This is a genomic window from Xanthomonas sp. CFBP 8445, assembly GCF_025666235.1.
GTDB lineage: Bacteria > Pseudomonadota > Gammaproteobacteria > Xanthomonadales > Xanthomonadaceae > Xanthomonas_A > Xanthomonas_A indica.
Window position 1 is genome coordinate 261,583 of record NZ_CP102594.1, and the last position, 26,187, is coordinate 287,769.

23 protein-coding genes are annotated in these 26,187 nt (G+C 70.9%); 20 read left to right on the top strand and 3 right to left on the bottom strand.

The window, feature by feature from the left end; genetic code table 11:
- The first annotated feature begins 158 nt into the window (after positions 1–158).
- A complete protein-coding gene (locus NUG21_RS01150; RefSeq protein WP_242081632.1) occupies positions 159–770 on the top strand; it encodes a tetratricopeptide repeat protein in 612 nt (203 codons plus the stop codon).
- Positions 771–1,302: 532 nt separating this feature from the next.
- The gene (locus NUG21_RS01155; protein ID WP_160947920.1) at positions 1,303–2,217 is read left to right on the top strand and encodes an AEC family transporter; all 915 of its coding nucleotides are present in this window, start codon (positions 1,303–1,305) and stop codon (positions 2,215–2,217) included.
- Between the two features lie 199 nt (positions 2,218–2,416).
- Here the strand turns inward: NUG21_RS01155 and NUG21_RS01160 are convergent, their stop codons facing one another.
- The gene (locus tag NUG21_RS01160) at positions 2,417–3,910 is read right to left on the bottom strand and encodes an AAA family ATPase (protein ID WP_263392055.1); all 1,494 of its coding nucleotides are present in this window, start codon (positions 3,908–3,910) and stop codon (positions 2,417–2,419) included.
- Positions 3,911–4,037: 127 nt separating this feature from the next.
- Between NUG21_RS01160 and NUG21_RS01165 the strand changes: the two genes are divergently transcribed.
- The 9 genes from NUG21_RS01165 (at position 4,038) to NUG21_RS01205 (ending at position 13,388) form a co-directional block, all read left to right on the top strand.
- Positions 4,038–4,670: a nucleotide-binding protein gene (locus tag NUG21_RS01165; RefSeq protein ID WP_160947918.1), complete on the top strand. Its 633-nt coding sequence runs from the start codon at positions 4,038–4,040 to the stop codon at positions 4,668–4,670.
- 15 nt (positions 4,671–4,685) lie between these two features.
- Entirely contained in the window at positions 4,686–5,162 is a 477-nt protein-coding gene (locus NUG21_RS01170) for a SixA phosphatase family protein (RefSeq protein WP_160947952.1), read from the top strand.
- Positions 5,163–5,230: 68 nt separating this feature from the next.
- Positions 5,231–5,773 (top strand): YceI family protein, encoded by a 543-nt coding sequence (locus tag NUG21_RS01175; protein WP_242081631.1) that lies wholly within the window; start codon positions 5,231–5,233, stop codon positions 5,771–5,773.
- Between the two features lie 11 nt (positions 5,774–5,784).
- A complete protein-coding gene (locus NUG21_RS01180; RefSeq protein WP_263393011.1) occupies positions 5,785–7,779 on the top strand; it encodes a phospholipase D family protein in 1,995 nt (664 codons plus the stop codon).
- A 175-nt stretch (positions 7,780–7,954) separates the two neighbouring features.
- Positions 7,955–8,374 carry a hotdog fold thioesterase gene (locus tag NUG21_RS01185; RefSeq protein ID WP_242159098.1) on the top strand — a complete coding sequence of 140 codons (420 nt, stop codon included), beginning with the start codon at positions 7,955–7,957 and terminating at the stop codon, positions 8,372–8,374.
- Between the two features lie 104 nt (positions 8,375–8,478).
- Positions 8,479–9,273: a lysophospholipid acyltransferase family protein gene (locus tag NUG21_RS01190; protein WP_160947915.1), complete on the top strand. Its 795-nt coding sequence runs from the start codon at positions 8,479–8,481 to the stop codon at positions 9,271–9,273.
- A 67-nt stretch (positions 9,274–9,340) separates the two neighbouring features.
- A complete protein-coding gene (locus tag NUG21_RS01195) occupies positions 9,341–10,333 on the top strand; it encodes a YheT family hydrolase (RefSeq protein ID WP_160947914.1) in 993 nt (330 codons plus the stop codon).
- Positions 10,334–10,682: 349 nt separating this feature from the next.
- A complete protein-coding gene (locus NUG21_RS01200) occupies positions 10,683–12,758 on the top strand; it encodes a tetratricopeptide repeat protein (RefSeq protein ID WP_263392056.1) in 2,076 nt (691 codons plus the stop codon).
- 18 nt (positions 12,759–12,776) lie between these two features.
- A complete protein-coding gene (locus tag NUG21_RS01205; RefSeq protein WP_019798258.1) occupies positions 12,777–13,388 on the top strand; it encodes a YbhB/YbcL family Raf kinase inhibitor-like protein in 612 nt (203 codons plus the stop codon).
- A gap of 357 nt (positions 13,389–13,745) precedes the next feature.
- Here NUG21_RS01205 and NUG21_RS01210 read toward each other — a convergent pair whose 3' ends face one another.
- Positions 13,746–14,537 (bottom strand): undecaprenyl-diphosphate phosphatase, encoded by a 792-nt coding sequence (locus NUG21_RS01210; protein WP_010341074.1) that lies wholly within the window; start codon positions 14,535–14,537, stop codon positions 13,746–13,748.
- Positions 14,538–14,763: 226 nt separating this feature from the next.
- On the opposite strand from NUG21_RS01210, the gene glnA reads away from it, so the two are divergent.
- The 7 genes from glnA to NUG21_RS01245 all read left to right on the top strand — a co-directional run bounded on the left by glnA (position 14,764) and on the right by NUG21_RS01245 (position 22,724).
- Positions 14,764–16,173 (top strand): type I glutamate--ammonia ligase, encoded by a 1,410-nt coding sequence (gene glnA / locus NUG21_RS01215; RefSeq protein WP_160947912.1) that lies wholly within the window; start codon positions 14,764–14,766, stop codon positions 16,171–16,173.
- Between the two features lie 325 nt (positions 16,174–16,498).
- Positions 16,499–16,837: a P-II family nitrogen regulator gene (locus NUG21_RS01220; RefSeq protein WP_010341076.1), complete on the top strand. Its 339-nt coding sequence runs from the start codon at positions 16,499–16,501 to the stop codon at positions 16,835–16,837.
- Between the two features lie 19 nt (positions 16,838–16,856).
- Positions 16,857–18,296: an ammonium transporter gene (gene amt / locus NUG21_RS01225; RefSeq protein ID WP_263392057.1), complete on the top strand. Its 1,440-nt coding sequence runs from the start codon at positions 16,857–16,859 to the stop codon at positions 18,294–18,296.
- A gap of 328 nt (positions 18,297–18,624) precedes the next feature.
- Complete coding sequence (locus NUG21_RS01230; protein WP_263392058.1) at positions 18,625–19,662, top strand: two-component system sensor histidine kinase NtrB; 1,038 nt, start codon at positions 18,625–18,627, stop codon at positions 19,660–19,662.
- A gap of 10 nt (positions 19,663–19,672) precedes the next feature.
- Positions 19,673–21,103 (top strand): nitrogen regulation protein NR(I), encoded by a 1,431-nt coding sequence (gene ntrC, locus NUG21_RS01235; RefSeq protein ID WP_263392059.1) that lies wholly within the window; start codon positions 19,673–19,675, stop codon positions 21,101–21,103.
- A 328-nt stretch (positions 21,104–21,431) separates the two neighbouring features.
- The gene (locus NUG21_RS01240) at positions 21,432–22,007 is read left to right on the top strand and encodes a superoxide dismutase family protein (RefSeq protein WP_160947908.1); all 576 of its coding nucleotides are present in this window, start codon (positions 21,432–21,434) and stop codon (positions 22,005–22,007) included.
- 78 nt (positions 22,008–22,085) lie between these two features.
- Positions 22,086–22,724 (top strand): superoxide dismutase family protein, encoded by a 639-nt coding sequence (locus NUG21_RS01245; RefSeq protein ID WP_263392060.1) that lies wholly within the window; start codon positions 22,086–22,088, stop codon positions 22,722–22,724.
- Between the two features lie 169 nt (positions 22,725–22,893).
- Here NUG21_RS01245 and NUG21_RS01250 read toward each other — a convergent pair whose 3' ends face one another.
- A complete protein-coding gene (locus tag NUG21_RS01250; protein WP_242081533.1) occupies positions 22,894–23,781 on the bottom strand; it encodes a hypothetical protein in 888 nt (295 codons plus the stop codon).
- Positions 23,782–23,886: 105 nt separating this feature from the next.
- Between NUG21_RS01250 and NUG21_RS01255 the strand changes: the two genes are divergently transcribed.
- A complete protein-coding gene (locus NUG21_RS01255; protein ID WP_160947905.1) occupies positions 23,887–25,167 on the top strand; it encodes an acetyl-CoA C-acetyltransferase in 1,281 nt (426 codons plus the stop codon).
- Between the two features lie 175 nt (positions 25,168–25,342).
- A complete protein-coding gene (locus NUG21_RS01260) occupies positions 25,343–25,912 on the top strand; it encodes a hypothetical protein (protein ID WP_019798286.1) in 570 nt (189 codons plus the stop codon).
- The last annotated feature ends 275 nt before the right edge of the window (positions 25,913–26,187 follow it).

Consider the following 26,187-nt stretch of genomic DNA (forward strand, 5'->3'; position numbering starts at 1 on the left):
GCAGCGCCTGCCGCGCGCGATCGCCCCGATTGTATCAGCGGCGATTTTTGCGCTCGTTCTCGTCCACGGCGGCGCGGGCACGGTAGGATGGGACTTGGGTGAGGGGATCACTCCAGGGGATTGCAGCAGTGAAGGCATACACATACGCAGTGGCCGCGATGCTGGCCTGCATCGGTCTGGCCACCGCGGCCAGCGTGCGGGCGCAGGCATTGCCGGCACCGAAAGAGTTCTATTTCGACGAAGACCGCAGCACCACCCGCCCGGTCACCGCCATCGCCGGCAGCGGCGAGGCCCTGGTCGATCGCCTGGCCAGTACCGTGCAGCGCGACCCCAACGCCAACGAGGCGCGCGCCCAGCTGGCCGGCATCGCCATGGCCGGCGGCCGCCGGGAACTTGGCGAACAGTTGTACCAGGCGGCGCTGCATGGCCTGCCCGCCGGCATGCAGCGGCGGCAGGTGCAGTGGAACTACGGGTGGGACCTGCTGCGTGCCGGCGACCCGGGCCGCGCGTTGAGCGAGTGGAGTGCCCTGGTCAATGGCCGCCCGGCGGCACCGGATTGGGTCCCGCCGACCCTGGCGCTGGCCTTGTGGCGGTTGCAGCGCAAGGACGAGGCGGTGAAGTGGTACGCCGCCGCGGCACGCACCTGGCCGGACAAATGGGGTGCCGGCGCCGATTTCGCCGCGTTGTTGCCGAGCTGGCGCGACGACGAGCGTGCCACCCTGGCCGAGGTGCAGGCCGCCTGGAAGGCGGCGCCGCCGGCCTGGCCCTGAGGGCCGCGCGCCAAGGAGCGCGTCGCGGCCAGCGCAATCCGTTGTGTTGATCGTGGTCGATCGCACGGGGCAAGGTGTCGTTGCTCCTGCACCGAGAGTTCGTCTGCGGCTGGGCGCAAGACAGGTGCGGCGTCGGTCGCGCATCGGCGCCGACAGGATGCAGATGGCGGAGGCGCCGGTCGCGGCTGAAGCTGCTCCGACGGATGTCGACGCCAGTCGCCGCCTGTCTATGCAGGCCAGCGTGCGCTGACTGCCGACGAGCACCCGCAGGTGCGCATCATGGCCTGCTCGGCCAGTACGCTTCGGCGTTCTACGGCCCGTGCTGCGAGGCCGCAGCCACGGCCTGCCGATGCGCGGCGCACTCTGCGCGGCATACGCGGCAGGAGCGAGCCGGCACGCTTCGCGGCCGCTATCCACGTCATCGGCATCGCCACGGCGACGAAGACGAGAACGCGATCCGCGCCGCCACGACGGCGCCTGCGCAGATGCCATGCGATGATGCCGCGTACCCGCTGGATTCCGTGCTGTACCCATGGCTTTCGATGCGTTCGCCCTGATGTTGGTCATGTTGGCGCTCGGCAAACTGTTCGCGCGCCAGCGCGTCCTGCCGGCCAACACCACCGAGGTGCTCAACGGGGTGGTGCTGTACCTGTGCCTGCCCGCCTCGGTGCTGATCTACGTGCCGCGCCTGCAGTTCAACCTGGACCTGCTCGGATTGATGCTGACGCCCTGGCTGCTGACCGGCGTGAGCGCGCTGGCGATGCTGGCCTTGCGCGGGCCGCTGCGGCTGCGCCGCGACCAGCAGGCGGTGCTGCTGCTGTGCGTGGCGCTGGGCAACTCCAGCTTCATCGGCTACCCGATGGTGCGCGCGCTGCTCGGCGAGGCGGCCTTGCCGTATGCGGTGGTCTACGATCAGTTCGGCACCTTCGTGCTGCTGTCCAGCTTCGGCCTGTACGTGCTGGCGCGCTACAGCGGCGAGGCGCCGCCCTCGCCGCGGCAGACGCTGTTGCGGATGGCGCGTTTCCCGCCGCTGTGGGCGCTGGCGTTCGCGCTGACCCTGATGCCGGCGCAGCCGCCGGCCTGGATCGCCTCCGGCCTGCAGCACCTGGCCGACGCGATGCTGCCGCTGGTGATGCTGGCGGTGGGCTTCTCGATCCAGTTGCGGCTGCCGCGCGAGGAGCTGGCGCCGCTCGCCGCTGGCCTGGTCTTGAAGCTGCTGCTGCTGCCCGCCCTGGCCTGGCCGCTGTCGTGGGCGCTGGGCCTGCGCGGGCAGGCGCTGCAGGCCAACGTGCTGGAGTCGGCGATGCCGACCATGATCACCGCGGCGCTGCTGGCGATCTCGCATCGCCTCGCCCCGCGCCTGGCCGCGGCCCTGGTCGGCTACGGCATCTTGCTGTCGCTGGTGACCTTGCCGGCCTGGGCGTGGGTGTTGGGGGCGTTGCGTTGAGCCTGCGCCGGGAGGGTGCTACCTGGATCGATGGGGTGTGGCATGGCGTGGGCGACGCACCCTCATCCGCCCCTCCGGGGCACCTTCTCCCGGAGGGAGAAGGGAAGCAAAGCCCCTCTCCCCCCGGGAGAGGGGTTGGGGTGAGGGTCGGGCGCAGCCTCGTACAGCGGCATCCCCCGATCTCGCCCACCGCCCGCCGCTAATCCGCCGGCGCCGTCCGTCCGCTGGCCCAGCTGCGCAGCGCCTGCACCTGTTCGGCCATCAGCACCGACAGCGGCCGCGTGCCGCGGATCTCCTGCATCAGCAGTTCGGTGTCCAGCGGCCGCTGTTCGGCGTGCGCGGCGTACAGCCCGGAGACGATCGCCTGTTCGATCTCCGCACCGGAAAACCCGTCCGCCGCGGCGGCCAGCGCCGACAGCGCGAACGCGTCCGCGTGCAGTTGCCGCCGGGTCAGGTGCAGGCGCAACAACTCCACCCGCGCCTGCGGATCGGGCAGGTCGACGAAGAAGATCTCGTCGAAGCGGCCCTTGCGCAGCAGTTCGGCCGGCAGCTCGTGCACCTGGTTGGCGGTGGCGACGATGAACACCCCGGCGCTGCCGTCGGCGTTGCCGCGTTCGGCCATCCAGGTCAGCAGCGTGCCGAGCACGCGCCGCGATACGCCGCCGTCCTCGCCGCCGCTGGCCAGGCCCTTCTCGATCTCGTCCATCCACAGCACGCACGGCGCCAGCTGCTCGACCGCGGCCAGCGCGTCGCGCAGGTTCTTCTCGGTCTCGCCGTGGTACTTGGCGTACAGCGCGCCCATGTCCAGGCGCAGCAGCGGCACGCCGAACCCGGCCGCGGTGGCCTTGGCCAGCATCGACTTGCCGCAGCCCTGCACGCCGAGCAGCAGCACGCCCTTGGGCGGGTCCAGCCCCGGCGGCGCGGTGCCGGCGAACACCGCGCGGCGCTGCGCGATCCACTGCTTGAGCCGGCGCGCGCCGGCCACGTCCTCGAAGCGCGTGGCATCGTTGTCGTACTGCAGATGGCCGCTGCGGTTGAGCAGTTCGAACTTGAGCTTGGCCAGTTGCGGCAGGTCGGATGCAGTGAGCGCGCCGTCGGCGTAGATCAGCTGGCGGGCGATGCGCCGCGCGTCGATCAGGCTGAGCCCGCGCAGGTTGCGCAGGATCTGCTTGACCGCCTCGCCGTCGACCTCGACCCGGCGTCCGCCGAATTCGCGTGCGTAGCCCTGCGCTTCCTCCTGCACCATCTTCAGCAGCGCGTTGGCATCGGGCAGGCGTGGATTGAAGCGGGTGGCCAGCGCCTCGAGTTCGGGCGGCAGTTCGATGCGCGTGCCGATCAGCACCAGCACGTGCGGCTGGCAATGGCGGCGCTCGACGATGTCGCGCAGCAGGCGCTGGTGGCTGGCATAGCCCAGGTACGGGGTGACGTCGAGCAACAGGTAGATGCCGCGTTGATCGGCCTGCTTGATCGCCTGCAGCACCGCGCTGGCGTCCGGCGGCCCGCTCGGCGGATCCTCGCGGTCCAGGTCGATGCGGCGCAGGCCCTCGGTGATCGACCAGCGGTGCAGGGCGCGCCAGACCTGCATCAAGGCCTGCCGGAACAGATCGACGATGCGCGCCTCCTCCTGCGTCTCGATCACGATCAGGGGCGTGTTGGCGCGGATCAGCGCGACCAGGTCCTGCAGTTCGCTCATGGCATTGGAAGCCGAAGGGGGCCGCCACGATAGCAAGCCCGGCGGCGGGCGGCGTGCTGCGCGTTGACTACCGGCTGACGTAGGGCCGGTGTACGCTCCGGCTTCTTCCCCCGGAAGCGAGGCGTGCATGAAGACGATCCTGGTGGCCGGCTCCAAGGGCGGCGTGGGCAAGACCACGGTCGCCACGCACCTGGCGGCGTCCTACGCGCTGGCCGGCAAGCGCACGGTGCTGGCCGATGCCGATCCGCAGGGCTCCTCGACCCGCTGGGCCGAACGCCGCGCCGGGCTGGACAGCGCGGTGCTGCCGATCGACGCCAGCCGCAAGCGCAGCTGGCGCGCGGCCCTGCCCGACGATGCGCAGCGGGTGATCGTCGACGCCGCCGCCGGCGCCATGGCCGAGGATCTGGGCCACTTCCTCGAGGAGGCCGACGCGGTGGTGGTGCCGGTGATGCCGTCGGCGCTGGACATCGACGCCACCGTCGGCTTCCTCAACACCCTGGCCAAGGTGCCGCGGGTGCACCAGCGCAAGCTGCCGGTCGGGCTGGTGCTCAACCGCAGCAAGCCCTGGACCAATGCCACCCAGCAGGCGCTGCAGATGCTCGCCGACTGGCCCTACCCGGTGGTGGCGCAACTGCGCGACAGCCAGGCCTACGTGGTGCTGGTGGGGCTGGGCCGCAGCCTGTTCGATTACCACTCCGTCCAGGTCCGCGACCATCAGCAGGACTGGGAACCGTTGCTCAAGTGGCTCAAGAAGGCCTGACCGATGACCATCGTTTTGCGAGAAGTGATCCTGCTGCGCCATGCCCACGCCGAGCCGGCCGACACCGGCCAGGCCGATTTCGACCGGCCGCTGTCGCCGCACGGCCTGGCCGAGGCCGAAGCGGCCGGGCGCTGGCTGCTGGAGCAGCGGTTGGTGCCGGACCGGGTGCTGTGTTCGCCGGCGCGGCGCGCGCGCGAGACCCTGGAGGCGGTGCTGGGCCTGACCGGCTACGTCGAGCAGCGCCTGGAGCCGCGCATCTACGAGGCCACCTCGGGCACCCTGGCCGATCTGCTGGATGGCCACCGCGACGTCGAGCGGCTGCTGCTGGTCGGCCACAACCCGGGCCTGGAGCGACTGGCGGCGCTGATGCACAGCGGCCAGTCCGGCGACTACCGCGGCATGCCCACCGCCAGCGTCGCCGTGCTCGGGGTGCCGCACGACGCGGCGATCGAGCCGGGCGTGGCGCGGTTGACCGCGTTCTGGTGGCCCTGAGCGCGCTGCGCAGGGTCCTGCGGCCGGCGCTGTGCGCCGCGCTGCTGCCGTTGTGTCTGTGGTGCGCCATCGGCCACGCGCAGGTGACGCCTGCGCCGCTGGCGCCCGGCGAGTACGGGCTGGACCCGGCGCAGTCGCGCTTCGGGTTCGAGATCCGTACCCGTTTCGGCCAACGCATCGAAGGCTTCTTCCCGCGCTACGAGGGCACCGTGCATGTGCTGCCCGACGGTCGCCACCAGGTGCAGCTGCGCCTGTTCACCGCCTACGTGGAGATTCCCGGCAAGCCACGCTACACCGGCTGGATGCGCGGCGAGGATTTCTTCGACGCGCCACGCTACCCCACCGTGTCCTTCGACTCGCAGCCGTTCTCGCCGCAGGTGCTGGGCAAGGGCGGGCCGGTGCCCGGCACGCTGAGCATCCGCGGGATCAGCCACGCCGAGACGCTGACCGTCATGCCGGCCGCATGCACCCGCCCAGGCTATGATTGCGATGTCATCAGCCGCGGTACGGTATTGCGTGGACGTTACGGAATGGACAAGTGGGATCTGGCCTTGAGCGACCGGGTCACGTTCGTGCTGCGCGCACGCCTGACCGAGGCGGCTCCTCGGTGACATCGCGGCTGATGCGGGTGCTGGTGGTGGTGGCGCTGCTGCTCGGCAGCGGCTGCGCGAGCCTGTCGCAGGCGCAGCACGGCCGTGCCGTGGCGATCGCCGAGGCCGCGCGCGACCGCCAGGTCGACTGCACGCGCGGGGACCACTGCGCGCTGGCCTCGCCGCTGCGCGGGCTGGCCGGCAAGGCCTTCGCCCAGTCCGGCGACGGCGCGCCGCGGCATTACGCGACCATCCTCGACCATGGCGAAGAGGCGCTGGTGGCGCGGGTCAACCTGATCCGCAGCGCCAGCCGCAGCATCGACCTGCAGACCTACATCTTCGACAAGGACGACAGCGCACGGCTGGTGATGGACGAGTTGCTGGCCGCGGCGCGGCGCGGGGTCAAGGTGCGGGTGCTGATCGACCAGCTCTCGGCGATCTCCGACCTGCAGATCCTCGGCGCGTTGGCCGGCGCGCACGAGAACTTCTCGCTGCGCATCTACAACCCCACCTTCGGCCTGGCCAAACCCAACTACTTCCACTACGCGGCCAGCGTGCTGTGCTGCTTTCGCCGCTTCAACCAGCGCATGCACAACAAGCTGCTGGTGATCGACGATGCGATCGGCGTGGTCGGCGGGCGCAACTACCAGGACGATTACTACGACTGGGACGCCGAGTACAACTTCCGCGACCGCGACGTGCTGGTCGCAGGTCCCGTGGCGCGGTCGATGGCCGCCAACTTCGATGCCTACTGGGCGGCGCGGCGCAGCGTGCCGGTGGCGCGGCTCAACGACGTCGGCAAGCTGCTGCTGCGCGAGGGCGTGCCGGCGATGCCGCCGGCGCAGTTCCTGCGCCCGGAGCGGGTGCAGCGGGTCAGCGAGGAGGCGGCCGATCCGGCCTTCGTGGAGAACGCCTTCGTGCTGCCGGCCTTGCCGGTCAAGCACGTGGACTACGTCGCCGACCTGCCGCAGAAGCACCGCCGCGAGCACGGCCCCAAGGCCATTTCCACCGCGCCCAAGCTCGACCGGCTGATCGCCGAGGCGCGCGAGGAGATCATCCTGCAGACGCCGTACCTGGTGCTGTCGGACCCGGCGCAGGAGATCTTCCGCGACCTGCGCAAACGCACCCCGCCGCCGCGCGTGGTGGTGGCCACCAACAGCCTGGCGGCCACCGACAACCCGGTGGTGTACGCGCTGTCCTACAAGTACAAGCGCCGCAACCTGCGCGAGCTCGGCTTCGACATCTACGAGTACAAGCCGTTCCCGCTGGACGCGCCGGTGGACTACACGAACCTGCTGCCGGCGCCGTTGCAGGGCGAGCTGCCGTCCACGCCGGCCAGCGGCGAGAACCGCGGCGATGCCGGCAGCGGGCGCAACACGCTGCTGGGCGGCAGCGCCGCCGGGCGCAGTTCGCTGCTCGGCAGCGGCAGTGGCGGGCCATCCGGCGGCCGCGGCGACGGCAGCCAGGTCGAGCGTCGCGTGCTGCGCACCGAGACCCGCCCGTCCTACCTGAGCCGGCGCATCGCCAACCGGCCGTTGCCGGTGACCCGCGAGGGCGCGCGTATGGGCCTGCACGCCAAGTCGCTGGTGGTGGACCGCCGTGTCGGCGTGATCGGCACCCACAACTTCGACCCGCGCAGCGAGACCTACAACACCGAAGGCGCGGTGATCGTCGACGATCCGGCGTTCGCGCAGGCACTGGCGGCCAGCATCGGCCGCGACATCGAGCCGGAGAATTCCTGGGTGGTGGCACCGCGGGTCAAGCCGCCGGTGCTGTCGGGCCTGAACTACAGCATGGGCAAGGTCTCCGAGGCGCTGCCGGTGCTGGACTTCTGGCCATGGCGCTACGCCACCGACTACGATTTCCAGCCCAGCCCCGACTGCCCGGCGCCGCTGACCCGGCGCGATCCCGGCTTCCACCGCTGCTACAAGGCGGTCGGCGATTTCCCCGAGGTCAACGTCGGCCCCAAGTGGCTGCTGGTGCGCATGTTGACCGCGTTCGGCTCGGGGCTGGTGCCGATTCTTTGAGTGGCCGGGAGTGGGGATTCGGGATTGGGGATTCGTAAAAGCAAGTCCCTGCGACCGGATGCCCAGTGCAGGCGCGATAATGTCCGTGCCTGGGATGCGCTCTTGCGGCTCCTGGTTTTTCAGCAGCCGAATGGCTGCTCATCCCCAATCCCCAATCCCCAATCCCGGCCTCCCAATGTCCTTTCGCGCACCTGCCGATCTCGCCGCCCTCAACGCCGATTGCCGCGACACCCTGATCGCGCACCTGGGCATCGTCTTCACCGAGGCCGGGCCGGACTGGCTGCGGGCGACGATGCCGGTGGACGCGCGCACGCGGCAGCCGTACGGGCTGCTGCACGGGGGTGCGTCGGTGGTGCTGGCCGAAAGCCTGGGCAGCACCGCCGGCAACCTGTGCGTGGAGCCGGGGCGCATCTGCGTGGGCCTGGAGATCAACGCCAACCATCTGCGCGCCGCGCGCAGTGGCGTGGTCACCGGCACCGCGCGGCCGCTGCACGTGGGCCGCAGCACCCAGGTGTGGGAAATCCACATCGAGGACGCCGCGGGCAAGCCGGTGTGCGTGTCGCGGTTGACCCTGGCGGTGGTCGACCGCGGCTGAGCCCGGTCCATGGCTGAACCCTGCCGTGGCGCGCGCCGCCGCGGCGGGGTCTTCGGGCTGACACAATTCTCCGCTAGGCCCCCGCTTCCGGTACCCTTATCCGAATGAGCGAGTTCTCCCCACCCGCCATGCGCCAATACGGTGGGGCGCTGCGCTGGGTTCGTTACGGCTACCGCGTGCCGCTGCTGGCGTTGCATGTGCTGTTGTCGCTGCCGTTCCTGCTGGTGTGCATGGCGCTGTCGCCCGGCCGCGCCGGCACCGAGTCCTTCGGCGACCGCATGGTCTGCTGGTGGTCGACCTGGTTGCTGCGCATCTTCGGCCTGCGCGTGCGCCGCATCGGCGCGCCGCTGCCCAACCCGGTGCTGTTCGTCGCCAACCACGTCAGCTGGATCGACATCGTGATGCTGCACAGCCAGCGCATGATGGGCTTCGTCGCCAAGCGCGAGATCGCCGGCTGGCCGCTGGTCGGCTGGCTGGCCGCACGCGGGCAGACCATCTTCCACCAGCGCGGCAGCACCGAGTCGCTGGGCGGGGTGCTGCAGGCGATGCTGGAGCGGCTGCGCTCCGGGTGCTCGGTCGGCGTGTTCCCGGAAGGGCGCACCCGCAGCGGCCAGGACGTGGGGCCGTTCCACGCGCGCATCTTCCAGGCCGCGGTCGAGGCCGAGGTGGCGGTGCAGCCGGTGGCCCTGCGCTACGGCGCCGGCGGCTCGGCGCAGCAGATCGTCGCGTTCGGCCCGCACGAGAGTTTCTTCGCCAACTTCCTGCGCCTGCTCGGCGAGCCGGGGCGGGTGGCCGAGGTGCATTTCCTGGAGCCGATCCGGCTGCAGGACGTGGAGGGGCGCCGGCGCATCGCCGAGACCTCGCGCGCGCGCATCGTCACGGCGATGGCACAACCCTGAACACCGGGACACCGATCCTGACGCGCTTGACCGATTACTCCAATCGGCGGGTGCAAGCTGGCGGCCCATGAACGCGACCGATTACTCCCCCCCACGCTGGCTGCGCAACCCGCACGTCCAATCGGTACTGGGTTCCAGCCTGCTGCGGCTGCGCCGCGGCGAGCAATTGCTTGCCGCCAGCGGCGCCACCACCACCTCGCACATCCTCGACGGCGGCGACGGCGTGCGCCTGCAGGGCTGGCTCAGCGTGCCGGCCGGCGCCCCGCCGCGCGGCACCGTGCTGCTGCTGCACGGCTGGGAAGGCAGCGCCGACTCCAGCTACATGCGCCTGACCGCGGCGAAGATGCTGGCGCTGGGCTACCAGGTGTTCCGGCTGAACTTCCGCGACCATGGCGGCACCCACCACCTCAACGTGGACCTGTTCCACTCCGAGCGCTTGGACGAAGTGGTCAACGCCGCCTGCGACCTGTGGCAGCGCTTCCCCGCGCCGACTCTGCTCGCGGCCGGCTATTCGCTGGGCGGCAACTTCGCCCTGCGCCTGGCCCTGCGCGCGCCGGCGGCGGGCCTGCCGCTGCGCCACGTCGCCGCGGTGTGCCCGTTGCTGGACCCGGCCACCACCATGCAGCGGATCGAGAACGGCCCGCAGTTCTACGACTGGTACTTCCGCCGCAAGTGGCGCGAGTCGCTGTTGCGCAAGCGCGAACTGTTTCCCGACCGCCACGGCTACGACGACGCCACCCTGGCGCTGGACATGCGCGGGCTGATGGCCTGGCTGGCCGAGCGCCATGCCGGCTTCGCCAGCCTGGACGCCTACTTCGACAGCTATTGCATCGCCGGCGAGCGCCTGCTTGGGCTGAGCGTGCCGGCCGACATCCTGATGGCCGAGGACGACCCGGTGATCCCGCTGGACGACTTCCGCAACTGGCGCCTGCCCGAGGTGGCCCGGCTGGAGATCGCGCACTGGGGCGGCCATTGCGGCTTCATCGAGAATGCGCGCGGCGATGGCTTCGCCGAACGCTGGGTGGCCGAACGGCTGACCGAGGGGCTGGTGGAAGCCTAGCCGGCGGTGGCGCGCCGGCCGGCGGGCGATCTCGCCCACGCCGGCGTGCGGCAGGTGGTCAGCAGGGTGGGCGCACCCGCGATTCCCGGGTGCGGCACCTGTCGACGCGCCTTCCGTCGTTCCCGCATCACCGGCGCCACCGCATCGCGCGCCTCGGCACACCGGCTCATCTGCGCAGCCGGGCCTGCGCGGCGCGCCTCGCCGACCGCATCGCTTCCGCCCCGCGCAGGGGCGGCGACACGGCGGCTTCCAGCGAGGCCCGACGCGCCCGCCGCGTGGCCGCAGACGCCCGCGCAGGGCGGGCCGACGCTCCCGCTACAATGCGGGTTTGCCCCAACGCCGGACCCACATGCACCAGCCCATTCTCGACGCCCTGCGCCGCCAGGACACCGCCGACGCGCTGCGTCTCGCCCAGACCTGGGCCGCCGAGGCCGCCGACGACCCGCAGGCCTTCCGCTGGCTGGCGCTGGCGCAACAGCAGCACGGCGACACCGCCGCCGCCCTGGACAGCATCGGCCGCGCGATCGCGCTGGCACCGGAAGACGCCAGCCTGCACCTGCTGCACGCCGGCATGCTGGTCAGCGCCAACGACCTGGCCCAGGCCGAGGACGCGCTGGCGCAGACCGCGGCGCTGGATCCCAACGAATTCCTCGCTTACGTGATGCGCGCGCACCTGGCGCTGGGCCGCGGCGACCTGGACGAAGTGGAGCGGCTGAGCCGCACCGCCGCGCGCCTGCAGCCGGAGCATCCGCAGTTGCTCGGCGTGGACGGCATGCTGGCGCTGCGCCGCGGCGACGCCGACCGTGCGCTGGCGCTGCTGTCGCGTGCCAGCAATGCCCTGCCGGACGACCCGCGCCTGCTCTACGCGTTGGGCTTCGCCTACCTGGACAAGCAGCACTTCGCCTTCGCCGAGACCGCGTTCCGCCGCGTCGCCGCGCTCACCCCGGGCACCAGCGCGGCGATGCTGGCGCTGGTCGCGCAGCTGGCCTACCGCCAGGGCCGCCTGGACGACGCCATCACCGCGCTGGAAGCGGTGCTGGCCGCTCCGGCCGGCGATACCCCCAACATGCGCCGGCTGGCCGGCGAATACGCCTTGCAGGCCGACCGCCCGGCCGAGGCGCTGGAGCATCTGCGCCGCACCCTGGCGGTGGCGCCGGCCGACCGCCGCACCCTGCACGCCGCGCTGATCGCCTGGCAGCGATTGGGCACCCTCGACGATGCCCGCGCCACCCTGGAAGCGGCGCTGGCCACCACCACCGATGCCCACGACCTGTGGCTGGCGCGGCTGGCGCTGGAGCCGGTGGGCGGCCCCGAGGCGCGCGCGCTGATCGCACGCTGGCAGGCGGCGATGCCGGCGCACGTGCCGGCGCTGGAAGCGCAACTGCGCGTGCACGACATGGCCGGCGAGCGCGACCAGGGCGAGGCCGTGGCGCAGCGCATCGTGGCGCTGGAACCGGGCCGGCTCAGCGGCGAGGAACGCCTGGTCGAGGCGCTGCTGGAGCGCGGCGAGCACGATGCCGCCATCGCCCACGTGCGCGGCCTGATGCAGCGCATGCCCGAACACGACCGCACCGTGGTGCGGCCGTGGCTGGCGGCGGTGCAGGATGCGGCCGGGCGCCCGGAAGACGCGTTGGCGACATGGACGGCCTTCCAGCAGGAACAGTTGCCGCACCGGCTGCCGCTGCCGCCGCTGGGCCAAGCCCCGGCGCAGTGGCCGCCGCTGGGCACGGTCGACCCGCAGAACCAGGCGCGCCCGCTGTTCGTCTGGGGTCCCCCGGGCAGCGGCGTGGAGCGGGTGATTGCGGTGATCGACGCGGCCAGCCCGGTGCTGCGCGGCGACCGCTTCGGCCCGCAGCCGCCGACCGACGGGCTGCAGCGCTTCCGCAGCGTCGAGGAACTGGACAGCGGCGCCCTGGACGGTGCGGCGCTGGTCAGCGAGTGGCGTGCGCAACTGCTGGCGCGCGGCGTCGGCGACGGCAACATCGTCGACTGGCTGCTGTGGTGGGACAACGCGCTGCTGCGCGCGCTGCGCCCGCACCTGCCGGAAGGGCGGTTGCTGGTGGTGCTGCGCGACCCGCGCGACATGCTGCTGGACTGGCTGGCCAACGGCGCCCCGGCGCCGCTGGGCCTGGCCTCGCCGGAGACCGGCGCGCAGTGGCTGGCCGCGGTACTGGCGCAGGTCGCCGACCTGCACGAGCAAGACCTGTATCCGCACCACCTGGTGCGCCTGGACGGGACCGAGCACGATCCGGCTGGCGTGGCGGCGGCGCTGGAGCAGGCGTTCGGCATGCCGTTCCCGACCATCGCCACGGTCGGCCCGCCGCGCCTGGCCGTCGGCCACTGGCGCGCCTACGCCGGCCCGCTGGCCGCCGCGTTCGCGCTGCTGACGCCGGTGGCGGTGCGCCTTGGTTACCCTGAAACCTGATTCCCAAGGAGATCACGCATGCGTCTTCGCAGTGACAGCATCCAGCCGGGTCAGCCCATCGCCGCGACCTACGCGATGGGCCAGGCCGACGGCTTCGGCGGCAACCGCAACCCGCACCTGGCCTGGGACGCGGTGCCGGCCGGTACTCAATCCTTCGTGCTGTTGTGCGTCGATCCGGACGTGCCGACCGTGGCCGAGATGGTCGGCCGCGACGACGTGCAGATCCCGGTCGAACAACCGCGCACCGAATTCGTGCATTGGGTGGCGGTGGACCTGCCGGCCGACCTGCGCGAGATCGCCGAGGGCAGCGCCAGCGACGGTGTGGTGGCCAAGGGCAAGCGGCAACCGCCCGGCCTGGCGGGCGCGCGGCAGGGGTTGAACAGCTACACCGACTGGTTTGCCGGCGACGCGGCGATGGGCGGCGACTACCACGGCTACGACGGCCCGTATCCGCCGGCCAACGACCTGCGCGTGCACCGCTATTTCTTCCGCCTGTTCGCCCTGGACGTGGCGCGGCTGGACGTCCCGGCACGCTTCACCGCCGCCGACGCCCTGCGCGCAATGCAAGGCCACGTGCTGGCCGAAGCCAGCCTGCATGGCACCTACAGCCTCAATCCAGCGGCGAAGTGAACCATAAAGCCCCTCTCCCACCGGGAGAGGGGTTGGGGTGAGGGTCGGGGCGCGCAGCGCCTAGCCGATCTGTCCTTGCGAGGCTTCGCCCGCACCCTCATCCGCCCCTGCGGGGCACCTTCTCCCGGCGGGAGAAGGAGAAGCCAAAGCCCCTCTTCCACCGGGAGAGGGGTTGGGGTGAGGGTCGGGCGCGAAGCGCCTAGCCGATCTGTCCTTGCGAGGCTTCGCCCGTACCCTCATCCGCCCCTTCGGGGCACCTTCTCCCGATGGGCGAAGGGAGTAGCTAGAGCCCCTCTCCCACCGGGAGAGGGGTTGGGGTGAGGGTCGGGGCGCGCAGCGCCTAGCGGACTCGACCCCTCACGCCGCCGGCAGCCACAGCAGCAGCGCCGCGCCCAGCACGATGCGGTACACCGCGAAGGCGGTGAAGCGGTGCGACTTGATGTAGCCCAGCAGCCACTTCACCACCACGAAGCCGGTGACCATCGAGGCGACGAAGGCCAGCGCCACGTCGCCCCAGTTCTCGCTGCCCAGGCCGCCGTCCTTGTACAGCTCCAGGAACGAGTAGGCGCTGGCCGCGAACATGGTCGGGATGCCGACCAGGAAGGCGAACTCGGCCGCGGCCGAGCGCTTGCTCAGGCCCAGCAGCATCGCCAGGAAGATCGTCGCCGCCGACCGCGAGGTGCCGGGGAACACGCCCGCCACCACCTGCGCCAGGCCGACCGCGATGGCCACCGTCCAGGTCACCGTCTCGCGTTCGGGCAGGCGCGCGGCGAAGTACTCGGCCACCAGCATCCACACGCCGCCGATCACCAGGGCCCAGGCCACCGGCTGCACGCTGTCGGGCAACTGCCAGCCGGCCTTGCGTACCACCAGGCCGACTACCGCGGTCACCAGGAAGGCGGCGCCCAGCTTGAACGCGTAGTCGCGGTTGGCGCGGTCGCCCAGGCCGGTGGCCAGGTCCCACAGGCGCTGCCGGAACACCAGGGTGGTGGCCAGGATCGCGCCGGCCTGGATCACGATGTTGAAGAAGTCCGAACGGTGGCCGAGCCAGCGCTCGGCGATCAACAGGTGCCCGGTGCTGGAGATGGGCAGGAATTCGGTCAGGCCTTCGATGATGCCCAGCAGCAGGGCCGACAACAGATCGCTCATGGAGGAGAGGGTCGCGTTTTGGGGGAGGGGGAAGCTGGGCAAGGATAGAGCATCCGCCTTGCGCACAAATTTGGTGCGTTCATCTGCAAATGCACCACTTAAGTGCAGTGCATTTGCATCGTTCGCGTGCACGCTTCAGCGGAATCAAGGGCTTGTGAGTGCCACACGCTTGGCATGGCGATTGCTGATACTCGCTCACGCCCTTCACAACCCGAGGTTGCATCGAATGTCTGCGGAAACTATTGAGAAGCTGGTCAAGGACAACAAGATCGAGTTCGTCGACCTGCGCTTCGTCGACATGCGCGGCGTGCAGCAGCACGTCACCTTCCCGGTCAGCATCATCGAGCCGGCGCTGTTCGAGGAAGGCAAGATGTTCGACGGCAGCTCGATCGCCGGCTGGAAGGGCATCAACGAGTCGGACATGGTCCTGCTGCCCGACGCCGACACCGCCTTCGTCGATCCGTTCATGGCCGATCCGACCCTGGTGCTGACCTGCGACATCCTCGATCCGGCCACCATGCAGAGCTACGGCCGCGACCCGCGCGGCGTGGCCAAGCGTGCCGAGGCCTACCTCAAGTCCAGCGGCATCGCCGATCAGGCGTTCTTCGGCCCGGAGCCGGAATTCTTCATCTTCGACGGCGTGCGCTTCGGCAACGAGATGGGCCATACCTTCTTCAAGATCGATTCGGAAGAGGCGGCCTGGAGCAGCGGCAGCAAGATCGAAGGCGGCAACAGCGGCTACCGTCCGGCGGTCAAGGGCGGCTACTTCCCGGTGCCGCCGACCGACTCGCTGCAGGACCTGCGCGCCGAGATGTGCAAGACCCTGGAGCAGGTCGGCATCGAAGTCGAAGTGCACCACCATGAAGTGGCCACCGCCGGCCAGTGCGAGATCGGCACCAAGTTCAACTCGCTGGTGAAGAAGGCCGACGAGCTGATGATGATGAAGTACATCATCAAGAACGTCGCCTACCGCAACGGCAAGACCGCGACCTTCATGCCCAAGCCGATCGTCGGCGACAACGGCTCGGGCATGCACGTGCACCAGTCGCTGGCCAAGGGCGGCACCAACCTGTTCTCCGGCGACGGCTACGGCGGCCTGTCGCAGCTGGCGCTGTGGTACATCGGCGGCATCTTCAAGCACGCCAAGGCGATCAACGCCTTCACCAACTCCGGCACCAACAGCTACAAGCGCCTGGTGCCGGGCTTCGAGGCGCCGGTGATGCTGGCCTACTCGGCGCGCAACCGTTCGGCCTCGTGCCGCATTCCGTGGGTGTCCAACCCGAAGGCGCGCCGCATCGAGATCCGCTTCCCCGATCCGCTGCAGTCCGGCTACCTGACCTTCGCCGCGCTGATGATGGCCGGCCTGGACGGCATCAAGAACCAGATCGACCCGGGCGCGCCCAGCGACAAGGATCTGTACGACCTGCCGCCGGAAGAGGAGAAGCAGATCCCGCAGGTGTGCTCCAGCCTCGACCAGGCGCTGGAAGCGCTGGATGCCGACCGCGAGTTCCTCAAGGCCGGCGGCGTGTTCACCGACGACTTCATCGACGGCTACATCGCGCTGAAGATGCAGGAAGTGACCAAGTTCCGCGCAGCGACGCACCCGCTGGAATACCAGCTGTACTACGCCAACTGAGTTCCACGCGCGGCGATGGCGAAGGCTTCCCCTCCCTCCTTCGCCATCGCCGCCACCTGTCCGGCTGGGGAGCCGCGCAGGTGGTCCGCGCCGCAGATCGCGTCATCGATTGTCCAGGGGATGTACCGCGCAACACAGCGCTTGCGTGCCGTGGGCCACGTTCCCTCCCACGTCGCCGTCGCCGCCGCACCTCGGGTGCGGTGGGCCACGGCGTGATCCACGGAACGCATCGCGCAGCAGTACCCGCGCCGTTCGCGGCGCGGGCGATGGGCCCAGTGCCGGTCGGCCTTCGGCGGCCGGTTCCTTCCACCAACGGGGTATGCGCATGAAACTGATCACCGCCATCATCCGGCCATTCAAGCTCGACGAGGTCCGCGAGGCCTTGTCGCAGGCTGGGGTGTCCGGCATCACCGTCACCGAGGTCAAGGGCTTCGGTCGGCAGAAGGGCCACACCGAGTTGTATCGCGGTGCCGAATACGTCGTCGACTTCCTGCCCAAGATCAAGATCGAGACCGTGGTGACCGACGAGCGTCTGGACGCCGTGGTTGAGGCGATCCAGGGCGCGGCCGGCACCGGCAAGATCGGCGACGGCAAGATCTTCGTCACCGCCATCGAGCAGGTCGTCCGCATCCGTACCGGCGAAATCGGCGCCGATGCGCTCTAACCCCACCTTGGAGCCCTTCATGAAGACAGGTCTGTTCGCCGGGTGGAAGGCCCGGTTCTACGCGGTATGCATGCTGATGCTGGTCAGCGCGATGGCGGTCGGCGTGCCCGGCAACGCCTTCGCCCAGGCCGAAACCACTCCCGCGCCGACGCCGGACGTGGTCACCGAACAACTGACGCCGCCGCCCGCACCGGCGGCCGCGCCGGCCGCGGCCACGCCCGCGCCGGTGGTGGACAAGGGCGACGTCGCCTGGATGCTCACCTCCACGCTGCTGGTGCTGCTGATGGTGGTGCCCGGCCTGGCGCTGTTCTACGGCGGCATGGTCCGCGCCAAGAACGTGCTGTCGGTGCTGATCCAGGTCGGCGTGGTGTTCTCGCTGATCGCGGTGCTGTGGGTGGTGTACGGCTACAGCCTGGCGTTCGCCGACGGCGGCCCGTTCATCGGCACGCTGCACAAGGCGCTGTTGGTCGGGGTCGACACCACCACGCTGGCCGACACCTTCTCCAAGGGCTTCAAGCTGCCGGAGTACGTGTTCGTCGCCTTCCAGCTGACCTTCGCCGGCATCACCGGCGCGCTGATCGTCGGCGCCTTCGCCGAGCGGGTGAAGTTCGCCGCGGTGCTGCTGTTCGTGGTCATCTGGTTCACCTTCGGCTACCTGCCGCTGGCGCACATGGTGTGGTCGGCCCCGGGCTTCCTGTTCGGCAAGGGCGCGCTGGACTTCGCCGGCGGCACCGTGGTCCACATCAACGCCGGCGTGGCCGGCCTGGTCGGCTCCTACTTCGTCGGCAAGCGCCTGGGCTTCGGCCACACCGCGCTGAAGCCGCACAACGTGACCCTGACCTTCGTCGGCGCCTCACTGCTGTGGGTGGGCTGGTTCGGCTTCAACGCCGGCTCGGCGCTGGAAGCCAACGCCACCGCGGCGCTGGCCTTCCTCAACACCCTGCTGGCCACCGCCGCGGCGGTGCTGGCCTGGTCGCTGACCGAGAAGGTGGTCAAGGGCAAGTCCTCGGCGCTGGGCGTGGCCTCGGGCATGGTCGCCGGCCTGGTCGGCATCACCCCGGCCGCCGGCACCGTGGGACCGTTCGGTGCCATCGCCATCGGCGTGGCCGCCGGCGTGATCTGCGTGTGGGGCGTGACCGGGCTGAAGAAGCTGCTCAATGCCGACGACACCCTGGACGTGTTCGGCGTGCACGGCGTCGGCGGCATCGTCGGTGCGATCCTCACCGGCGTGTTCACCGACAAGGCGCTGGGCGGCATGGGCTACGCCGAGGGCGTGACCATGGGCCACCAGGTGCTGGTGCAGGCCGAAGGCGTGCTGATCACCGTCGGCTGGATCGGCGTGGTCTCGGTGGTCGGCTTCCTGATCGCCAAGCTGGTGATCGGCCTGCGCGTGCCGGAAGACGCCGAGCGCGAGGGTCTGGACATCACCTCGCATGGCGAATCGGCCTACGAGTCCTGAGGTTCGCCGGCCCGCGGCGGCGGTCGCGGGCCTTGTCGCAGTGCGTGTGGCCGGTGCTGGTGGCCGGCCCTCGCGACCGCGGCCTTCGCCGGCGCTTCCTGGGGGGAAGCGCCGGCCATTCTCAAAAGATCGAGGTATTCCGCGTGGCCATTCGCCTCGCCACACCCCCGGCTTTCCGCAAGATTCCTGGCTGCGTCGTAATGCAAGGCCGGGGAGTAGCGCCCACCGGTCCGCAGGCGGCCGCCCGCCGCGTCGCCTGCGCGGGCAGGGATCGCGTCATGCGCCGCCCGCCCGTGCCGCCTGCCGGCCTTTGCACTACATTGGTGCAATGGTCATGAACTCCTCGCCGCCCCCGCTTTCCGCACTCGGTACCCCGGTGGTCTGGGCCGATGCCGACGGCCGCCTGCGCGGCGCCAACCCTGCCTTCGCGCGCTGGCTCGGGGTCAGCGTGCGGCGCCTGCTCGACCAGCCGCTGGCCTCGCTGGAAGTGCAGGGCGATGCGCTGGCGCGGTTCCTGCGCAACGACGAGCGCGACGTGCTGCGCCTGCACCGCATGGCCCTGGCCGTGCCCGGCGAGCCCCCACGCTTCGCCGAGGGCTGGCTGTCGCGGCTGGACGACGGCGGTTGGCTGCTGGAAGCGCATCCGGTCGACGAATTCCCCACGCTGGACCCGGCGCAGGCCCTGCCGAACGCGCTCAGCGCGGCGCTGAAGGGCCTGGCCCATGAATTGCGCAATCCGCTGGCCGGGCTCAAGGGCGCGGCCCAGCTGCTGGCGCGGCGCGCCCAGCACCGCGACGAGGACGAGCGCGAGCTGATCGAACTGATCGGCGCGGAGATCGAGCGCCTCAACAGCCTGCTCGACCAGTTGCTGTCGCCGGCGCCGGCGCGCCCGCACGCCATGCTCAACATCCACGCGGTGCTGGAGCGGGTGCTGCGCCTGGCCGAGAACGAAGGCGGCTGGTCGGTGCGCCTGCAGCGCGACTACGACCCCAGCATCCCCGAATTCCTCGGCGATGCCGACCGCCTCACCCAGGCGGTGTGGAACCTGGTGCGCAACGCGATCCAGGCCGGCGCCGCGCAGGTCACCCTGCGCACCCGCGTCGAGCACGGCCAGCGCATCGGCGACCGCGTGCACGTGCGCGGCCTGCGCCTGGAGATCGTCGACGACGGCCGTGGCGTGCCCGAGGAACTGGCCGAGCACCTGTTCCTGCCGCTGGTCAGCGGCCGCGCCGAGGGCAGCGGCCTGGGTCTGGCGCTGGCCCAGCAGGTGGCGCGCGAGCATGCCGGCTCGCTGACCTACCGCTCCCGCCCCGGCCACACCGTGTTCACCCTGCTGCTGCCGCAGCGCGCAGCGGACACCGATTAGGAGCACTGCGATGACCGATTCCCTGCAAGGAACGCAACGTATCTGGGTGGTCGACGACGACCGTTCGGTGCGCTTCGTGCTGTCCACCGCGCTGCGCGATGCCGGCTACAGCGTGGACGGCTTCGACAGTGCCGCCGCCGCGCTGCAGGCGCTGGCGCAGCGGCCGATGCCCGACCTGCTGTTCACCGACGTGCGCATGCCCGGCGACGACGGCCTGGTGCTGCTGGACAAGCTCAAGGCCGCGCATCCGCAACTGCCGGTGATCGTGATGTCCGCCTACACCGACGTGGCCAGCACCGCCGGCGCGTTCCGCGGCGGCGCCCACGAGTTCCTGTCCAAGCCGTTCGACCTGGACGACGCGGTGGCGCTGGCCGCGCGCGCGCTGCCCGATGCCGGCAGCGCCATCGCCGCGACGCCGGCAGTGGCGCCGGCCGGGCAGGGCAGTACCGAACTGATCGGCGACACCCCGGCGATGCGCGCGCTGTTCCGCGCCATCGGCCGGCTGGCACAGGCGCCGCTGTCGGTGCTGATCAACGGCGAGACCGGCACAGGAAAGGAATTGGTCGCGCACGCGCTGCACACCGAGTCGCCGCGCGCGCGCAAACCGTTCGTCGCGCTCAACACCGCCGCGATCCCGGCCGAGCTGCTGGAGAGCGAACTGTTCGGCCACGAGGCCGGCGCGTTCACCGGCGCCCAGCGCCGCCACATCGGCCGCTTCGAGCAGGCCGACGGCGGCACCCTGTTCCTCGACGAGATCGGCGACATGCCGCTGCCGCTGCAGACCCGGCTGCTGCGCGTGCTGGCCGAGAACGAATTCTTCCGCGTCGGCGGGCGCGAACTGATCCGGGTCGACGTGCGGGTGATCGCCGCCACCCACCAGGACCTGGAAGCGCTGGTCGAGCAGGGCCGCTTCCGCGCCGACCTGCTGCACCGCCTGGACGTGGTGCGGCTGCAGTTGCCGCCGCTGCGCGAGCGCCGCGCCGACGTGCCGCAACTGGCCGAGAACTTCCTGGCGATGGCCGCGCGCAAGCTCGACACCCCGCCCAAGCGGCTGGCGCCGGCGGCGCTGGACGCGTTGCGGGCCTATCCGTGGCCGGGCAACGTGCGCGAACTGGAGAACGTGTGCTGGCGCCTGGCCGCGCTGGCGCCGGCGGAGATCATCGACGCCGGCGACGTCGAGGCCGCCCTGCTGCGTGGCGGCCGCCGCGAGCGCGCCGGCGACGGCGGCGAGTGGGACGTGCAGCTGTCGGCCTGGGCGCAGCAGCGCCTGTCCGACGGCGCCGAGGGCCTGCACGCCGAGGCCCGCGAGCGCTTCGACAAGGCACTGCTGGAAGTGGCGCTGCGCTTCACCCAGGGCCGCCGCGCCGAAGCCGCCGCCCGCCTGGGCGTGGGCCGCAACACCGTCACCCGCAAGCTGGGGCCGGGGCGGCGGCGGCGCTGAAGTTCGTGATTCGGGATGACCAGCCTGCGGTTGTTGAGAGCCGGGATTGGGGATTCGCAAAAGCGTAGCGCTATGAGATTGGGCGCAATGCCCTGGGATGTCATGCCCTTTCACTCATCCATGCAGCGGGCGACATCTGCCCGCGCATGGGAAATCGCCGCTCCAAATCCCCAATCCCGAATCCCGCCTCTCAACAGCCGCAGGCTGGTCATCCCGAATCCCGAATCCCGAATCCCGAATCCCGGCCGGTTAGACTGCGCGCCGTGCGCCTTCATGAGGTCTGCACGGCTGCCCCTCTAGTTTCGCCCTGTCACAGGAGTCGATGTCGATGCGTTATGGATTGCCCCTCGCCGCGAGCGCCTTGTTGATGCTGGCCGCGTGCAGCAGCGCGCCGCCCAAGGCGCCGCCGCCGCCGCCCAAGGCCCCGCCGTTGCCGAGCGCCGGCACCGTGCAGCAGGCGCAGGCCGTATTGGCACCGGCCTCCGGCAGCCTGGTCAGCGGCAAGCTGTCGCTGGTCGCCGCGCCCGGCGGCGTGCGCATCACCGGCACGCTCGGCGGCCTGCAGCCCAACCGCAGCTTCGCCTTCCACGTGCACGAGCGCGGCGACTGCAGCGCGGCCGACGCCAGCAGCGCCGGCGGCCACTTCAATCCACTCGGCGCACCGCACGGCCGCGCCGGCAACGGCCCGCACCACGCCGGCGACATGGACAACCTCAACGCCAACGCTGACGGCACCGCGCAGATCGACGTGCTGCTGCACGGCGTGGTGCTGGGCGGCGGCGCGGCCAACGATATCGTCGGCCGCGCGCTGGTGGCGCATGCCGACCCGGACGACTACCGCAGCCAACCGGCCGGCAATGCCGGCGCGCGCGTGGCCTGCGGCGTGATCCGCCCGCTGCGCTGACCTCGCATCGCTACTTCCGCCCGGGTCCGCCTGGGAGGTCCGTCCGCATTCCGCGGCTCTGCAACGAAGGAGAACCCCATGCGTCGTACCCTTCCCAGTCTGCTGTTCCTGGCCACCACCCTGGCGCTGAGCGCCTGCAAGCGCGAGGAACCGGCGGCCACGCCGGCGCCGACCCCGGAACCTGCCGCCGCTCCCGCGGCCAGCGCGCCGCCGGCCGCCGCCAATGCCACCGGCAGCGCCAGCGCCTCGCTCAGCCCGACCCAGGGCAACGAAGTGGCCGGCGAGGTCAAGTTCACCACCGTCGACGGCGCCGTGCACGTCACCGGCACCATCACCGGGCTCAAGCCCAACAGCGAGCACGGCTTCCACATCCATGAGTTCGGCGACTGCAGCGCGCCCGACGGCAGCAGCGCCGGCGGCCACTTCAACCCGGCCAAGACCGAGCACGGCCAGGTCGGCAGCGATCCGCACCACGGCGGCGACATGCCCAACCTCAAGGCCGATGCCGAGGGCAAGGCGACCATCGACGCGGCGGTGTCCAACAACGTCAACATCGGCAAGGGCGATGGCTTCGACATTCTCAACCACGCGGTGATCGTCCACGCCGACCCGGACGACTACAAGAGCCAGCCCACCGGCAACGCCGGCGGCCGCCTGGCCTGCGGCGTGATCAAGGGCGACGCGGCGGCCGCGCCGGCTGCGGCCGGTAGCCACTAAGCGAGCGCTCCCGGCACCGGCGGCGGCGGGCATACCGCCGCCGGTGTCGCGTCCTGTCGTGCTCAGGCCGCAGCGGCACGCTGCCAATGCAGTTGTGTTCCCAGGATCGGGATTGTTCCTAGCGATGACGCACGGCGACTGTGCGCCGATGCGTCAGGCGCATTGCGGCTCAGGCCGCCAGCAACGCCTGCTTCGCGTCCTGCCCGCTCTCGCAATGCACGTACAGCACCGGCAGGCCGTGGGCCTCCAGCACCGCGGCCAGTTGCCGCTGCCGGGCCAGGTACTGCTCGTAGACCCGCTGCAGGCGCTCGCAGTCCTGGCGGTCGTAGGCGTAGTGCGCGCACCAGCTGGCCGGGTCGAACAGGGCCATGCGCACTTCGCCGCCGCGGTAGCGCAGCAACGGCTCCGGCGGGGCCTGCAGCCACTCTTCCTGGTCCGGTGCCAGCAGCGCGGTCTCGATCAGCGGCCACAGCGGCGCCAGGCCCTGGTTGTCGTACTGCATCGACATCATCGCCGCCAGGTCGTTGCCGGTCAGATAGCGGGCGTGCTCGATCTGCGCGCCGAAGCCCTGCTGCGCCAGCAACGCGGTATCGGCCTGGGCCATGCCCTGCGCCAGCAGCACCTCCTCCAGGGCCTCGGCCACCGCCTGCACGGTGTCGGCCGGGCCGCTGAGCAGGAACGGCACCACCCGCAACGCGCCGCCGCGCAGGCCGCTATCGGCCTGGAACGGCAGCGGCACGCTGCCGTCGGCATCGGTGCCGAAGGCCAGCAGCCGCGGGCCGTCATCGCGGCCGGGCGCGCGGGCCGCGAGTTCCTCCAGGCGCCGGTGCAGCGGCCAGCCCGGGCGCAGCGCTTCGGCCGGGTCGAAATGCGCGCCGGCCAGGCTCAGCTCCAGCTCGCGCACCGCCGGTACCAGCTGCGCCAGGTCGCGGCCGACCTTCTCGGCCAGCTCGGCGGCCTGCGTATGCGGCAGCGCCGGATGCGTCGGTTCGCGCCCGGAGGACAGTTCCAGGGCGATCACCCCGCGGGCGTGGCTGTTGGCGAAGGCTTGGGTCATGGGATTGGCGGTTGGCCCGTCGCGGGCGCATAGCTACACTCGCTTCATTATGCCTGCGCTAACGTGCAGGCCATGTCCCCGACTCCCCTCGCGCGAGGTAATCCCATGCCAGCAGCCCGTCCCGTCGCCATTCTCGGCGGCGTCCGCATTCCGTTTTGCCGGCAGAACACGGCGTACGCGGATGTCGGGAACCTCGGCATGTCGGTGCGCACGCTGGGCGCGCTGGTCGAGCGTTACGGACTGCACGGGCAGCAGCTGGGCGAAGTGGCGATGGGCGCGGTGATCAAGCATTCCAGCGACTGGAACCTGGGTCGCGAGGCGGCGCTGTCCTCCGGGCTGTCGCCGTTGACCCCGGGCATCACCCTGCAGCGCGCCTGCGGCACCAGCCTGGACAGCATCATCACCGTGGCCAACAAGATCGCGCTGGGGCAGATCGAGTCCGGCATCGGCGGCGGCTCGGACACCACCTCCGAGGTGCCGATCGTCTACGGCAAGAAGCTGCGCGCGCGGCTGCTGGCGGCCAACCGCGCCAAGAGCGCCGGCGACAAGCTGCGCGCGCTGACCCGCGGCTTCAAGTTCGCCGAGCTCAAGCCCGAGTTCCCCGGCGTGGCCGAGCCGCGCACCGGCAAGAGCATGGGCGATCACTGCGAGGACATGGCCAAGCAGTGGAACATCTCGCGCGATTCGCAGGACGCCTGGGCGGTGTCCTCGCACAAGAAGCTGGCCGCCGCCTACGAGCGCGGCTTCTTCGCCGACCTGATCGCGCCGTTCCGCGGCGTGGAGCGCGACAACATCCTGCGCGCGGACACCTCGCTGGAGAAACTGGCCACGCTGAAGCCGGCGTTCGACAAGGTCAGCGGCCGCGGCACCCTGACCGCGGCCAACTCGACCCCGCTGACCGATGGCGCCGCCGCGGTGCTGCTGGCCTCGGAAGACTGGGCGCAAGCGCACGGCCACGTGCCGATGGCCTATCTGCGCGATGCGCAGGTGTCGGCGGTGGATTTCGTGCACGGCGAAGGCCTGCTGATGGCGCCGACCATCGCGGTGCCGGAGATGCTCAAGCGTCACGGCCTGCGCCTGCAGGACTTCGACATCTACGAAATCCACGAGGCTTTCGCCGCGCAGGTGCTGTGCACCCTGCGGGCTTGGGAGAGCGAGGACTACTGCCGCACCCGGCTGGGCCTGGACGCGCCGCTGGGGCAGATCGACCCGGCCAAGATCAACCCGCTGGGCTCGTCGCTGGCCACCGGCCACCCATTCGCCGCGACCGGCGCGCGCATCGTCGCCACCGTCGCCAAGCAACTGGTCGAACGCGGCGGCGGCCGCGCGCTGATCTCGATCTGCACCGCCGGCGGCATGGGCGTGGTGGCGATCGTCGAACGCTAAGCCTGGCCGCGCGCGTGCACGCACGCGCGCGATCGCCCCGCTGGGGATGCGCCCTGCTGGCGCGACCACCGGGCCTTGCGCCGTCGGCGCTGACCGCCCTGCACGCGCCGCGCTACCATGCCCGCCGATTCGCCGGCGCCATGCGGGCGACACCGCGCGCAGGGGGGCGCAGGCCATGACCGAGCAGGGCAGTTTCAATCCGTACCAGGCACCCAGCGTCGCCACCGCGTCCAGCCTGCCGCCGCCCCTGCCGGGCGAGACGCTCTGGCGCGACGGCAACGAGGTGCTGTGTCTGCGCGATACGCCGTTCCCACCGCATTGCGTGAAGTGCGGAGTGGCGCTCCGCAACGACGAGCTGAAGAAGCGCACCTTCTATTGGCATGCGCCGGGCTGGTATGCGCTGATCCTGGTGAGCGTGGTGATCTACCTGATCGCGGCGCTGGTCGCGCGCAAGCGCAGCAGCCATGTGCTCGGGATGTGTGCCGAGCATCGGCGCCGGCGCAACCGCTTCGTGCTGCTGAGCGTGGGCGCCTTCCTCGCCGGTCCGCTGCTGGGATTTGCCGCTGGCGACGACCTCGGATGGGTGGTGGGGCCGCTGGTGTTCCTGGTGATGCTGATCTGGGGCATGCTCGGTGCGCGCATCCTGGTGCCGCGGCGCATGGACGAGCGCTACGCACGCTACAAGGGCTTGGCGCCTGCCTTCCTGTCGCGCCTGCCGGCGCTGCCGCCGGCCTTGCGACGCTGAGCGGGCGGTCAGTGCACCGTTGGATGGGGTGCGCGCCGCGCGGCGGGCGTGGCCACATGACGAGAATCGCTGAATCCCGCCGGGCTTCCGGGATCTCGCCGGCCGCGCAGCGGCCCTGCGCGATGCGCGCGTGCTCTTGGGTCGGTGATGCCTAAGACGCGCTTCGCCGCGGATCAGCGCCAGGTAGCCTTGTCTCGTAGGCAGGCCTTGAGCGCCTCTCCGACAACGACGGGAAGCATCCTGTAGGAGCGGCTTCAGCCGCGACCGGGCATTCC